The 12,994-nt window shown below is 69.2% G+C and carries 15 protein-coding genes; 7 read left to right on the top strand and 8 right to left on the bottom strand.

Annotated features, from left to right (window positions below; translation table 11 throughout):
- Positions 1-162: 162 nt before the first annotated feature.
- A complete protein-coding gene (locus ACQE3C_RS03630; protein WP_434537838.1) occupies positions 163-2,391 on the top strand; it encodes an ATP-dependent DNA ligase in 2,229 nt (742 codons plus the stop codon).
- 87 nt (positions 2,392-2,478) lie between these two features.
- Here the strand turns inward: ACQE3C_RS03630 and ACQE3C_RS03635 are convergent, their stop codons facing one another.
- Positions 2,479-2,937: an Hsp20/alpha crystallin family protein gene (locus ACQE3C_RS03635; RefSeq protein WP_434537839.1), complete on the bottom strand. Its 459-nt coding sequence runs from the start codon at positions 2,935-2,937 to the stop codon at positions 2,479-2,481.
- A gap of 197 nt (positions 2,938-3,134) precedes the next feature.
- Between ACQE3C_RS03635 and ACQE3C_RS03640 the strand changes: the two genes are divergently transcribed.
- Positions 3,135-3,743: a DUF1707 SHOCT-like domain-containing protein gene (locus ACQE3C_RS03640; protein ID WP_434537840.1), complete on the top strand. Its 609-nt coding sequence runs from the start codon at positions 3,135-3,137 to the stop codon at positions 3,741-3,743.
- A 5-nt stretch (positions 3,744-3,748) separates the two neighbouring features.
- On the top strand, positions 3,749-4,540 hold the full coding sequence (locus ACQE3C_RS03645) for a DNA-formamidopyrimidine glycosylase family protein (protein ID WP_434537841.1): 792 nt from the start codon (positions 3,749-3,751) through the stop codon (positions 4,538-4,540).
- Between the two features lie 43 nt (positions 4,541-4,583).
- Here the strand turns inward: ACQE3C_RS03645 and ACQE3C_RS03650 are convergent, their stop codons facing one another.
- Positions 4,584-5,216: a Dps family protein gene (locus ACQE3C_RS03650; protein WP_434537842.1), complete on the bottom strand. Its 633-nt coding sequence runs from the start codon at positions 5,214-5,216 to the stop codon at positions 4,584-4,586.
- Positions 5,217-5,341: 125 nt separating this feature from the next.
- Here ACQE3C_RS03650 and ACQE3C_RS03655 point away from each other — a divergent pair, with 125 nt between their 5' ends.
- Positions 5,342-5,755 carry a hypothetical protein gene (locus tag ACQE3C_RS03655; protein WP_434537843.1) on the top strand — a complete coding sequence of 138 codons (414 nt, stop codon included), beginning with the start codon at positions 5,342-5,344 and terminating at the stop codon, positions 5,753-5,755.
- Positions 5,756-5,811: 56 nt separating this feature from the next.
- On the opposite strand, the gene ACQE3C_RS03660 is transcribed toward ACQE3C_RS03655, so the two are convergent.
- Positions 5,812-6,381, bottom strand: coding sequence for an NADPH-dependent FMN reductase (locus ACQE3C_RS03660; protein ID WP_434537844.1), 570 nt, complete (start codon positions 6,379-6,381; stop codon positions 5,812-5,814).
- A 454-nt stretch (positions 6,382-6,835) separates the two neighbouring features.
- Here ACQE3C_RS03660 and ACQE3C_RS03665 point away from each other — a divergent pair, with 454 nt between their 5' ends.
- Entirely contained in the window at positions 6,836-7,144 is a 309-nt protein-coding gene (locus ACQE3C_RS03665; protein WP_434537845.1) for a putative quinol monooxygenase, read from the top strand.
- A 92-nt stretch (positions 7,145-7,236) separates the two neighbouring features.
- Here ACQE3C_RS03665 and ACQE3C_RS03670 read toward each other — a convergent pair whose 3' ends face one another.
- Positions 7,237-7,602 carry an ArsR/SmtB family transcription factor gene (locus ACQE3C_RS03670; RefSeq protein ID WP_434537846.1) on the bottom strand — a complete coding sequence of 122 codons (366 nt, stop codon included), beginning with the start codon at positions 7,600-7,602 and terminating at the stop codon, positions 7,237-7,239.
- Positions 7,603-7,889: 287 nt separating this feature from the next.
- Here ACQE3C_RS03670 and ACQE3C_RS03675 point away from each other — a divergent pair, with 287 nt between their 5' ends.
- Entirely contained in the window at positions 7,890-8,537 is a 648-nt protein-coding gene (locus tag ACQE3C_RS03675) for a methyltransferase domain-containing protein (RefSeq protein ID WP_434537847.1), read from the top strand.
- Between the two features lie 21 nt (positions 8,538-8,558).
- Here the strand turns inward: ACQE3C_RS03675 and ACQE3C_RS03680 are convergent, their stop codons facing one another.
- From ACQE3C_RS03680 to ACQE3C_RS03695, 4 genes are read right to left on the bottom strand one after another with little or no spacing between them, the layout of a single operon-like run.
- On the bottom strand, positions 8,559-9,536 hold the full coding sequence (locus tag ACQE3C_RS03680; RefSeq protein ID WP_434537848.1) for an oxidoreductase: 978 nt from the start codon (positions 9,534-9,536) through the stop codon (positions 8,559-8,561).
- A 14-nt stretch (positions 9,537-9,550) separates the two neighbouring features.
- Positions 9,551-10,582, bottom strand: a complete 1,032-nt coding sequence (locus ACQE3C_RS03685; protein WP_434537849.1) for an LLM class flavin-dependent oxidoreductase — start codon at positions 10,580-10,582, stop codon at positions 9,551-9,553.
- A complete protein-coding gene (locus ACQE3C_RS03690) occupies positions 10,579-11,247 on the bottom strand; it encodes a CE1759 family FMN reductase (RefSeq protein WP_434537850.1) in 669 nt (222 codons plus the stop codon). The genes ACQE3C_RS03685 and ACQE3C_RS03690 overlap by 4 nt, the downstream gene beginning before the upstream one ends.
- A complete protein-coding gene (locus ACQE3C_RS03695) occupies positions 11,247-12,437 on the bottom strand; it encodes an LLM class flavin-dependent oxidoreductase (protein WP_434537941.1) in 1,191 nt (396 codons plus the stop codon). The genes ACQE3C_RS03690 and ACQE3C_RS03695 overlap by 1 nt, the downstream gene beginning before the upstream one ends.
- Positions 12,438-12,542: 105 nt before the next feature.
- On the opposite strand from ACQE3C_RS03695, the gene ACQE3C_RS03700 reads away from it, so the two are divergent.
- Positions 12,543-12,899: a winged helix-turn-helix transcriptional regulator gene (locus ACQE3C_RS03700; protein ID WP_434537851.1), complete on the top strand. Its 357-nt coding sequence runs from the start codon at positions 12,543-12,545 to the stop codon at positions 12,897-12,899.
- Positions 12,900-12,994: the final 95 nt, after the last annotated feature.

Here is a 12,994-nt window from a genome sequence, read left to right on the forward strand (position 1 = left end):
CGCAGGTTCCGTCATGGATCCTTCACTGGCGGCGGTGATTCCGTGAAGGAACCTGCGCATCCGCGAGGTGGGCGGACGAGCGAGGTGGGCGGACGAGCGGGCGACCTGCGCGAGCGGCCCGCATCCCCACGGGGCCGCCTGCCCCGACCTAGGCTGAAACACATGGCTGACACCATGCTCGAGATTCCCGGGCCCGAGGGCACCCGCAAGGTCAAGCTGTCCAGCGGCGACCGGGTGCTGTGGCCCGGGTCCGGCATGGCCGACGGCAAAGACCTCACCAAGGCCGAACTGGTCGACTACCTGCTCGCGGTGGCCGACCACTTCCTGGCCGCCAACGGCGACCGCCCGATCACCCTGCAGCGCTTCCCCGAGGGCATCGGCGGTGAGGAGTTCTTCTCCAAGCGCCCGCCGCAGGGCAAGCCGGGGTTCATCCGCACGGTCACCTGCACCTACCCGTCCGGACGACGCCACGCCCAACTCGTCCTCGACGAACCGGCCGCCCTCGCCTGGACCGGCCAGATGAGCACCATCACCTTCCACCCGTGGCCGGTGCGCACCGCGAACCTCGACAACCCCGACGAACTGCGCATCGACCTCGACCCGCAACCAGGTCGCGACTTCACCGATGCCATCAAGGCCGCCCACGGCCTGCGCGAGGTGATGACCGAGATCGGCTACACCCCCTACGCGAAGACCTCCGGCAACCGCGGCATCCACGTCTACGCCCGCATCGCCCCCACCCACGAGTTCCAGGACGTCCGCCACGGCGTCATCGGCATCGCCCGCGAACTCGAACGTCGCATGCCCGACCTGGTCACCACCAGTTGGTGGAAGGAGGAACGCGGTGAGAAGGTCTTCGTCGACTTCAACCAGGCCAACCGTGACCGGACGATCGCGGCCCTGCTGAGCCCTCGTCCGCTGCCGCACGCACCGGTCTCCTTCCCCCTCGCCTGGGACGAACTGGACGACGCCGACCCGACCCGGTTCACCGTCCGTACCGCTCCACGACTGCTGGCCGAGCGGGGCAACCCCTGGACAGACATGGACGAGCACGTCGGCGACATCACCGCTGCCCTCGCCCTGTGGCAGGCCGACCTCGACCGCGGACTGGGCGAGCTGAACTTTCCCCCGGACTACCCGAAGATGCCCGGCGAGCCGCCGCGAGTGCAGCCGTCCAAGCGTCGCAAGGACCGCGACGAGGCTGACTACTTGCCGCCCAAGGCCGAGCGCGACGCCGAATGGGGCACGGCGATCGCCCCGCCCTACGGGCCGATGCTGGCCAAGTCCGTCAAGGACATCCCCAAGGTCGAGGCCATCTACGAACCCAAGTGGGACGGTTTCCGCACCCTGATCTGGCGCTCCGGTGACATGGTCGAGCTCGGCAGCCGCAACGAACGCCCGATGACGCGCTACTTCCCCGAACTGGTCGAGGCGGTCAAGGCCAACTTCCCCGAGCACTGCTGCATCGACGGTGAGATCATCATGATCGACCCCGAGCGCGGCGACCGGCTCAACTTCGACCTTCTGCAGCAGCGCATTCACCCGGCCGCCAGCCGGATCACGAAACTGTCGAAGGCCACCCCGGCCAGCTTCGTCGCCTTCGACGTGCTCGCCATCGGCATGACCGACTACACCGAGGTGCCGTTCGTCGAACGCCGCGCCGCCCTGGAAACCGCCCTGGCCGGTGCCCGGGCGCCGATCCACCTCACCCCGATGACCCGCGACCGCGACGAGGCCCGGGAATGGTTCACCAGCTTCGAGGGCGCCGGCCTCGACGGCATCATGGCCAAGCCCCTCGACATGGGTTACCTCGAGGACAAGCGGGTGATGTACAAGATCAAGCACGAACGCACTGCCGACTGCGTGGTCGCCGGCTACCGGGTGTACAAGGGCACCGACGACGCGGTCGGTTCGCTGATGCTCGGCCTGTACGACGAGCAGGGCCAGCTCAACTCAGTCGGGGTGATCGGCGCCTTCCCGATGGAGCGGCGCCGCGAACTGTTTGCCGAACTGCAGCCCCTGGTCACCGATTTCGAGGGGCACCCCTGGTCCTGGGCCGACCCCAAACAGGACGAGTCGTCCGCCCCGGCCGAACAACTGCCGGACAACCGCGACCAGTCCTTCCCGCGGACCCCCTCGTCCAGCGCCCACAGCCGGTGGAACGCCACGAAGGACCTGTCGTTCACCCCGCTGCGCCCCGAACGGGTGGTCGAGGTGCGCTACGACCACATGGAGGGCAACCGGTTCCGCCACACCGCCCAGTGGGTGCGCTGGCGCGAGGACCGCGACCCCGCCTCGTGCACGTACGACCAACTGGACGAGCCGGTCAGCTACGACCTGGCCGACATCCTTCCCGGGGTTGGGCCCGGGGCCGGGGGAACCGAGGGGTAGTCCGGGCATGCCAAAGGCCCGGGGCGCTTGTGCAGCGGCCCCGGGCCCTGGTGTTGCCCCCTCAGGATGGGGCGTTCCGGGTGCCGGTCAGGCCTGGTCGGCGGGCGCCTGCTCGTCGGCAGGGGCGGCCTCAACCTCGACGAGACGACCGGTGTGGATCACGTTGACCTTGCGCGGCTTGGCCTCTTCAGCGACCGGGATGGTCAGCCGCAGCACGCCGTCGCTGTAGCTGGCGTCGATGCGGTCGAGGGCCACGCGGCGCCCGAGCGTGAGCTGGCGGGCGAAGGTGCCCGAAGGGCGCTCACGGGTGAGCCAGTCACGCTTGCCCTCGACGGGGGTTGCCTTGCGCTCGGCGCGGATGGTCAGCGTGTGGTCCTCGACGTCGACATCGATGCTGGCCGGGTCGACTCCGGGCAGGTCGATCTCGGCGATGAAGTTGTCGCCGTCACGGTAGAGGTCCATCGGCATGCCGACCGACGCGGGGGTGCGGGTGAGGTCGGTGAAGAGTCGGTCGACCTCTTGGAACGGATTGATGGTGCGAGCCATGTGAGCCTCCTGGTACTAGATCTGTGCATCGAAAGTGTGCTGTGGGTGCGGCTCCCCGGGGGGTGCCAACAGTGAGTACAACGGCCCTCGCGGCGGGGATATTCCCAAGTTGAGTGAGGTCGGCTCAATGTTGTTTCGGAGTGGGCGGCAGGGTGATCGGTGGCGGGGGCGAACCTTGCGCGGGTAGCCTGCTGAACATGGCCGAACCCCTCCGCATCCGCGCTGGTGACAGTGACCGCGACGCAGTGCTCCAGGTGCTGATGGACGCGCATGCCGCCGGCCGGCTCGACATGGCCGAACTCGACGAACGCCAGACACAGGTGATCACCTCCCGCTACCTCGACGAGCTGAAGCCCCTGGTGGCCGACCTGCCCGAGGGCAACTCACTGGTGTTGATGACCGGCCCCCATCAGGGCCGTGGGCTGGCCACCGGGCCCGGCCAGATGCCCGCGCTGCACGACCAGGACGCGGTGGTCAGCACGGTCGCGGTGATGAGCGGCAAGAACCTCAAGCCGGCCCGTGGCGTCGAGAAGCTGACCAGCTTCCAGTTCTGGGGCGGCGACGAGGTCGACCTGACCGAGGCCTTCGGGCCCGGAGTGACCATCACCTATGAGGCGGTGGCCATCATGGCCGGCAGCACCATCACCGTGCCCGAGGGCGTGCGGGTGCAGGACGACACCGTCAACATCATGGCCGGCAACGAGATCAAGTCGAAGGCCCAGGGCGATGGCTCGAATGGCACGCTGGTCCTGTCGGGGTTCTCGATGATGGCGGGCCACACCGTCAAGCTCACCAAGAACAAGTAGCCCCGGTGCCCGAGGGGGATGCGGTCTGGCGCGCCGCCCTGCTGCTGGACGAGGCACTCCGCGACCAGGTGGTCACCCGGTGGGAGTTGCGCTGGGGTGATCTGGGGGCTTCCGACAAGCGGGGATGCACGGTCACCGAGGTCGTGGCCCGCGGCAAGCACCTGTTGCTGCGTCTCGATGATGCCACCACCCTGCACACGCACCTGCGGATGGAGGGCCGGTGGCGGGTCGTCCCCGTGGCCGAGGCCACCGCGCGCCGGTTGCGGGACCCGTGGCTGCGGGCCGTGGTCGGTACCGGGCACCAAGTCGCGCTGGGCCGGCAGTTGGGCAACCTCGACCTGGTCGCCACCGCCCAGGAGGGCAGGCTGGTGGGCCACCTGGGCCCCGACCTGCTCGGCGAGGACTGGGATGCCGCCGAAGCCGTGCGGCGGATCAGTGCCCAGCCCGAGGTCCCGCTCGGCGAGGCACTGCTCGAGCAGCGCAACCTGGCCGGCATCGGGACGATGTGGGCCGCCGAGATCTGCTTCCTGGAACAGCTGAACCCCTGGCGTCCGGTCGCCGACCTGGTGCCCGGGCAACTGGAGGAGGTGGTGCGCCGGGCGCACCGGCTGCTGCGCGGCACCCTGAAGTTCCGCGGCTCGGTCTCGACCGGCAACTGGCGCGACCCGCTGCACATCTACGGCAAACCCGGACGAGCCTGCCCCCGCTGTGCGACGGCCATTCGCCGAGCCACCATCGGGCGGGCACCGCAGCAGCGGGAGTTGTACTACTGCCCCCGCTGCCAGCCGATGCCCTGATCCGACCGCTGGTACGGGTCGCCGGGTCGGATCGCCGGTGGGTTCAGTCCAGGGCCTTGTCGGCGGCCAGTCCCTGGGCGGCGCCCTCGGCCGCGTGGGTGGCTCCCTGGGTGGCGAGGTTGCCCTGGTCGTCCTCGAGGTGGGCGCGGATGAACCACTGGAACTGCTCGAGCTGGGTGACCTGCCCGATCAACATGTCCTCGGTGATCGGGTCGACCTCGCCGGCCTCCTCGATCAGGGCGCGATGGTCGGTGATCACCCCGGAATAGACGATGTCCAGGGCGCCGAGGTGCTCGGAGGCCTGGGCCTGGCCGATGGGGTAGTCCTCCCAGGTGCGCTGGGCGACCAGGTCGCCCGGGCAGCCATTGGGGGCCACACCCAGGGTGGCCATGCGCTCGGCGATCTGGTCGACCATGGCGCGCACGGCGACCACCTGCGGGTCGAGCATTTCGTGGATGCTGATGAACTTCGGCCCGACCACGTTCCAGTGGGCGTGCTTCAGGGTCAGTTGCAGGTCGTTGAGTGAGTGCAGGCGCATCTGCAGCTTGCGGGCCAGCCCCTGGCCCTCGTCGAGGCCCAGCCCCGGCACCGTGAATGACTTGTTGGCCGGGGGCGAGCTCTTGCCGGTGGACTTCTTCGCGGCCTTGCCGGCCGTCGCCTTCTTGGTAGTAGCCATGGTCCCGACTCTAGGCGGGGCCCTCGGGTGCCGCCGGGGTGCGGACGAAATCGTCTGCCGGTCGGCGCAACCCCGCGCGGTGCCCGTGCGTAGTGTCTGTTGTCAGCGAGATGTCTGGAGGCATCATGAGACGACGTGAAGTGCTGTTGCTCCCGGCCGGCGTCCTTGGGGCGGGGGTGCTCGGGGCTGGGGTGCTCGGGTCCGGGGTGCTGGCCGGCTGCAGCCGTGGGCCGATCGGACGAGAACGGATCAGCGTCAGCGTGGTCCACCCGAAGGATGGTGACAGCACGGGTGTGCACTGGACCGTCGATGGCGTGGGCGGAGTCTCCAGTTCGGAACCCGAGCTGAGCGTTGACGAGGGTGACGAGACGGTCGTGTTGTCGATGACCGCCTGGAACTCGGCCCGCCCCGGTGACGCACAGGTCGCCCTCGGGGTCATCCTGCCGGTGGAGTTCAGCCTGGCCGCGCCGCTGGGCAGGCGGCGGTTCGTCGACGACAACGGCGAGACCGTGCTGGTGCAGAAACCGCCGGGGCGCTGAGCGCTCCCGGCGGTCCTGGTGACCAGATCGTTGCTTCCTGGCGCAGCTGAACCCGATCAGGCAGCGGCTTCCTCGTCCGACTCGATGGCCTCGACCAGGGCCTTGGCGCCCGCGACCAGCGCCTCCTTGTTGGCCTCGACGATGGCCAGCGGGTTGGCGACCTGGCCCTCAGCCGGCGGGTTGTCGCCGAAGGGCATGCAGATGGCGTCGGCGACGACATTGGTCTTGACGTTGCCGAGGATCTCGACGAGGTGCTTGACCGCACGCGAGGCGCCGCCCCAGCCGTAGCCGACGACGAGGGTGGGCTTGGCGTCCCACTCGGCGAGCAGGTGGTCGATCGCGTTCTTCACCGGGGCGGGGAAGCCACCGTTGTACTCGGGGGTCAGCCAGACGATGGCGTCGGAGTCCTTGACGATCTGGGCCCACTGCTTGGTCGAGTCGAGGGTGTACACGCCACTGGCGGCCTGCTGCGGCTCGGCCAGGAAGGGCAGGTCCAGCTCGCGCAGGTCGACGACCTCGACGCTGGCGCCGGTGGCCTCGGACAGTGTCGAGACGACCCCGTCGACGAGCTGGCCGCCGACGCGGACGGGGCGGGTGCTGCCAACGATGAGCTTGATGGTGGTCATATGTGGGGTTCCTCCGGGTGCGGTGCGCGGGGCTGTTAGTACAACGTTCAACTAAGCCAACGGTACCGGACGGGTGGGTATTCCCGCACATCGAGGGTTTCTGGGCGGCGGGTGAATCTGGCCGGGGGCAGCCGGGTTGTAGGCGACCCCGCATCACATCCATCGCGCCCCTCGTAGGTGCACCCCGACCCCCAGTACGTCCATCGCGCCCCTCTGGGTGCCGTCCCGCCCCTCCAATGCCCGGGTCCACGAGGGGCGTGATGCATCTGACGGGGGCGGGATGGACATGAGGGGGAGCGGGATGAACACCCGAGGGGCGGCACCGACAGGTGTGAGCGCACCGCGGCACCGGGGCGTCTGGCAGAGGTGCCCGGGCGTCTGGCAGAGGTGCCGGGCGCGCAGCAGGTGCCACCACCACCGGCGTCCTGCCGCCCCAAGCCCTAGGCTGAAGACCATGTTCATCGTTCACTGCTTCGTGCGCACCAAGGACGACAAGGTCCAGGACTTCATCGACATCTCCACGGCCAACTCGAAGGCCAGCCTGCAGGAGCCGGGCTGCAAGCGCTTCGACGTCATCCAGCAACTGGATGACCCGACCCAGTTCGTGTTGGTCGAGGGCTACGGCTCGCCCGATGACCTCGAGTTCCACAAGACGCAGCCCCACTACTTCGCGTGGAAGGAGGCCATGGAGGACATCCAGGCCGAGCCGCGCTACACCCGCAAGTACCAGAACCTGCAGCCGGGCGACGAGTCCTGGGGCTGAGCCCGGGAACCTGTCAACAAACAAGCACCCCAGAGCAGACGCCCTGCACTACTGCAGGCCTCATGCTCTGGGGCGCTTGTTTGTTGACGCGGTCAGCCGGCGACTCCGTTCGGGATCGCGGCACGCAGGGCGTCAAAGGCGTCGCCGGCGAGGCGATAGTAGGCCCACTTCCCGCGCTGCTCCCGGGTGACCAACCCTGCCTCGACAAGCAACTTCATGTGATGTGACACGGTCGGTTGGCTGAGACCAACCGGCCCGGTGAGGTCACAGATGCAGGCCTCGGCGCCATCAGCGGCGGCGATCAGCGAGACCAGTCGCAGTCGAGTCGGGTCGCCGAGTGCCTTGAACACGCGGGCCAGGTCCTGGGCGGACCCATCGTCCAGTGCTCCACCGATGATCGGTGAGCAGCACGCCTGGGGTCCGGCGGGAACCGTCGACTGCTCGATGGGGGTGTGCATGGGGGTCATCTTAGGACACGTATTGACGAACATCGATGTGTGGGCAAAGCTGGTCGCATCGACACTCTTCTATGGAAGTCGGAACCATGACAGACACCACCCGAGATCAGGTTCGGGCGCACTACGCCGCGGCAGCCACTGCCGTCACGCGCAAGGGCGACCCTTTCGTTGAACTGCCGCTGGCCAGCGCTGGGGCCAGCACCGCATGCTGCGCCCCCAGCCAGCCGGTGGACTGCTGCGACAGCACGGCCGATACGAGCCCGGAATGCTGTGCGGGCGGTGATGTCGTGGACAGCGCCTTCGGTGCGGCGCTCTACCCGGCCTCCGAGCAGGACGAACTGCCCGCCCAGGCGCTGGCAGCCTCGATGGGTTGCGGCAATCCGATGGTGGTGGCGTCCCTGCACGAGGGTGAGAAGGTGTTGGACCTCGGCTCCGGTGGCGGCATCGACGTGCTGCTCTCGGCGCGGCGGGTGGGGCCGACGGGCTTCGCCTATGGCGTCGACATGACCGACGAGATGCTCCAGCTGGCCGAGGCGAACCGGCTGAGGGCGGGTGCCACCAACGTGGAGTTCCTCAAGGGCACCATCGAAGACGTGCCGCTGCCCGACGGTGCCGTTGACGTGGTGATCTCCAACTGCGTGGTCAACCTGTCCACCGACAAGCCGGCGGTCCTCGCCGAGATGTTCCGCGTCCTGGTGCCCGGCGGTCGGCTCGGTATCTCCGACGTCGTCGCCGAGGACCAGCTGACACCGGACGATCGGGCCGAGCGTGGCAGCCACGTCGGCTGCATCGCGGGGGCACTCTCGCGTACCGAGTACCTGGAAGGCCTGGCCGCCGCCGGGTTCAGCGACGCCGAGGTCTCGTTCACCCATGAGGTGGCGCCGGGCATGCACGGAGCGCTGATTCGCGCCGTCAAGCCGTTCACCGGGGTCTGACCCACCCGGGTCGTCCGACGGTCAGCCGGCCCGCGCCTCCAGGATCGCGGCGCTGGCCGCGGCCTCCTCCGCGGCGGTCAGCCCCGAGCGGCGCTCCCGGTCGATGCCGCGGGCGAGCTCGTCCGCCAGGGTGCGCTGAAGGGTCGCCTGCAGCGGCCGCGTCATGCCGCCGGCCTCCACAAAGGCTTGGCGGGACAACTGGTTGATCACGTTGAGGTCTCTCGGTACCCACAGTGGCAGTGACCTGGGCCCGGCCCAATGGTTCACACCCTGGCTACGCAGTTCATCGTCATCAGCCATCACCAACCCGTCGGCATGGCCGCTCACCACCATGGCCTCGGCGAAGAACTCGTCCATCGTGATCGAGGGGCCGACCGCATTCACGGTTCCGACCAGGCCACGTGCGCCAGCGGCGACCAACCACCCGGCCAGGTCGTCCACATCGATCACCTGCACATGCCGCCCAGCTGTCACGGGGGCCAGGGCGGCCCCGCCACGCGAGAGCCGTGCCGTCCAGTAGCCAAATCGGTCAGAGGTGTCCCCGGGGCCGACGATGAGGCCGGGGCGCGCCAGCAACAGCCGATCACCGACGTGCTCGGCCGTCGTGACTTCGGCGGCGACCTTGGCATCGGGGTACTGCGTCAGGTCACGCGGCCGCACCAGTGCGGCCGACTCGTCGGCCCCAGGCCGGTCGATACCGGCGTAGACCGACACCGTCGAGACCAGCGTCCAGTGCGCAGCCCTCGGCGCGAGGGCCGCCAGCGCCGGGCCCACGAACTCAGGCTCGTAGGAGAGCTCGACGACTTCGTCCCATTCGCCGACCAGCCCGTCGTAGGACGAAGGGTCGTGGCGATCGGCTCGCACCAGGGTGCAGCCCTCGGGGGCAGCCCCGGACTCGCCGCGGGCCAGACAGAACACCTCGGCGCCGCTGGCCGCCCACCCAGCTGCGATGCGCGCACCCAACCACGCCGTGCCACCCAGCACCAGAACTCTCGTCACCGGGCAAACCTAGCTCAGCGCCAGCCGAGCTCCGGAGCCACGTGGGTCAACACCGACTCGATCAGATGCGCGTTGTACTCCACCCCCAACTGGGTCGGCACGGTCAGCAGCAGGGTGTCGGCCGCGGCAATGGCCTCGTCCTCGCGCAACTGCTCGACCAGGGCGTCGGGTTCGTCGGCGTAGGTGCGGCCGAAGACCGAGCGCACGCCGGCGATGCTGCCGAACTGGTCGCGACGATCGCCGCCACCCAGGAAGTAGCGCCGGTCCTGCTCGCTGGTGATCGCGAAGATCGACCGCGAGACCGAGACCCGGGGCTCGAAGCCGTGGTCGTGCTCGGCCCACTCGTCCCGAAATGCCTCGATCTGCCTGCGCTGCTGCACGTGGAACGGTTCGCCGGTCTCGTCGTCCTTCAGGGTCGACGACATCAGGTTCATGCCCTCGCTGGCAGTCCAGCGGGCGGTCGCGTCCGACCCGGCGCCCCACCAGATGCGCTGGCGCAGACCCGGCGCATGCGGCTCGACCCGCAGCAGGCCGGGCGGGTTGGGGAACATCGGGCGCGGGTTCGGCTCGGCGAACCGCTCGCCCTCGATCGCCCGCAGGAATCCGCTGGTGTGGCGCCGCGCCATGTCGGCATCGGTCTCGCCCTCGTCGGGCTCGAAACCGAAGTAGCGCCAGCCGTCGATGACCTGCTCGGGCGACCCCCGCGAGACGCCGAGTTGAATCCGCCCGCCCGAGATCAGGTCGGCGGCGGCGATGTCCTCGGCGAACCCGAGCGGGTTCGAGTAGCGCATGTCGACCACGCCGGTGCCGATCTCGATCCGGCTGGTGCGGGCGCCGACCGCCGCCAGCAGCGGGGCCGGGGTGCCGAGCTGCTGGGCGAAGTGGTGCACCCGGAAGTAGGCGCCATCGGCGCCCAGCTCCTCGACGGCGACGGCCAGGTCGATCGACTGCAGCAGCGAGTCCTGAGCCGAACGGACCTGCGAATCGGGGTGGTCCATCCAGTGCCCGAAGGACAGGAAACCGATCTTCTTGGGCGCCGAGCTCATCGTCCGACCCCCAGACTGCCCATCAGGTCCTCGAAGTCGACCAGGTCGTCCCCGAAGCCCTTCGGGGCGGCGGACGAGGGGCTCTGCGCCGCCGGGGACGCCTGCCCGGCGGGGGCCAGGCGGGCGACCAGTTCCCCGGCCGCACGGCGCACCCGCTTCGCGACCCGGCTGCCCTCGCCGCTGCCGAAGTCCTGGGTGGCGGCGAAGACCCCGGTGCGCAGCGCGTCGGCGCCCAGGTAGCTGAACAGCGGACGAAGGGCGTGGTCGATCATCAGCGAGTGCCGTTCGGTGCCGCCGGTGGCGGCCAGGACGACCGGCTTGTCGACCAGCGACTCGGGCTCGATGATGTCGATGAAGCTCTTGAACAGCCCCGAGTAGGAGGCCGAGAAGGTCGGGGTCACCACGACCAGGCCGTCGGCCGAGGCGGTGGCATCCAGCGCCTCCTGCAGGTCGGGGTTCGAGAACCCGGCCAGGAAGGTGTCGGCGATGCCGTGCGCGTGGTCGCGGATGTCGATCATCCGCACGTCCACATCGCGCCCGGCCGCGGCGAAGGCGGCCCGGGTTTCACGGACGAACTCTTCGGCCAGCATGCGGGTGGTCGAGGGGTTGCGCAGGCCGGCCTGCAGCACGACGATGCGGGTGGTGGCCCTGGTGGTGGGTGACATCACTTCTCCTCGGAGATGACGGGGTCGTCGAGGTCGCTGGCGCCCTCATTGTGGTCCTCGGCGCGGGTGCCGGTCCAGCGGTCGACGGCCGGGGCGCGGTGCTCGTCCACCGGTCCACCGGCGGCGGCCACCCGGGCGGCGTGGGTGGGGGCATCGGGCACACCCGGCTTGCGCAGCTTGTCGAACTCGGTGCGCAGCACCGGCACGACCTCGGTGCCCAGGATCTCGATCTGCTTCAGGACTTCCTTCTGCGGCAGGCCGGCGTGGTCGATCAGCCACAGCTGGCGCTGGTAGTCGCCGACGTAGTCGCGGAAGCCCAGCGTGCGCTCGATCACCTGCTGGGGCGAACCGACGGTCAGCGGCGTCTGCGAGGCGAAGTCCTCCAGGCTCGGGCCGCCGCCGTAGACCGGGGCGTTGTCGAAGTACGGCCGGAACTCGCGCACCGCGTCCTGCGAGTTCTTGCGCATGAACACCTGCCCGCCCAGACCGACGATCGCCTGGTCGTAGGTGCCGTGGCCGTAGTGCTCGAAGCGGCGGCGGTACAGGTCGACCATGCGCTGGGTGTGGCTGGCCGGCCAGAAGATGTGGTTGTGGAAGAAGCCGTCACCGTAGTAGGCGGCCTGCTCGGCGATCTCGGGCGAGCGGATCGAGCCGTGCCACACGAAGGGCGCCACCCCGTCCAGCGGGCGGGGGACCGAGGTGAACTGCTGCAGGGGGGTGCGGAAGCGCCCTTCCCATTCCAGGTTCTCCTCGCGCCACAGCCGGTGCAGCAGGTTGTAGTTCTCGATCGCCAGCGCGATGCCCTCGCGGATGTCCTTGCCGAACCACGGGTAGACAGGGCCGGTGTTGCCACGGCCCAGGGTCAGGTCCATCCGGCCGTCGACCAGGTGCTGCAGGTAGGCGTAGTCCTCGGCCAGGCGCACGGGGTCGTTGGTGGTGATCAGCGTGGTGGCCGTCGACAGGATCAGGTTCTTGGTCTGGGCGCCGATGCTGGCCAGCAGCACCGGGGGGCTGGCCGGGGCGATGAACGGCGGGTTGTGGTGCTCACCGGTGGCGAAGACGTCGAAGCCCAGTTCGTCGGCGAGCGTGGCGATCTCGATGGTCGCCTTCAACCGCTCGTGCTCGCTGGGGGTGTGACCGGTCAGTGGGTCGGTGGTGAGGTCGCCGATGGTGAACAAGCCGAACTGCATCGAGGACATGCTGGGACTTCCTTCGCAAGAGTTACTATTGATCTGTCAGATACTATGAACATCATAGTTGAGCATTCAATTCCCGCCACTTCGCAGGAGGACCCGATGACTGCCCAGCAGGCGCACGAGCAGCCCCAGGCCGACCCCGAGACCCCGCAGTGCTCGGTCATCGAGGACGTCATGGGCGTGCTCGGACGCGCCTGGGCCGGTGCGGTGCTGCAGGCTGCCCTGGCCGGGGCCGAGCGGTTCAGCGAGTTCAAGCGGCGGGTGCCCGGCGTCAGCGACGCCGTGCTGTCGACCCGGCTCAAGGAGCTCACCGAGCGCGGCTTCTTCGTCCGGGACGTCGACCCCGGCCCGCCGACCCAGGTGCGCTACCGCATGACCGAGGTCGGACGAGAGGTCGAGCCTGTGCTGAGTGCCGCGGTGGCCTTCGCCGCCCAGCATCCCGGGGCGGTGCGCTGAGCCGCTCGTCCGCTGGTGGTCGGGGTTGTCCCGGCTCAGGTGCGTGACATCGGCAGCCGGGTGGTCCACCTGGTCGTGGCCGAACTCGCCACCCG

The organism is Aestuariimicrobium sp. Y1814 (genome assembly GCF_050113895.1).
GTDB lineage: Bacteria > Actinomycetota > Actinomycetes > Propionibacteriales > Propionibacteriaceae > Aestuariimicrobium.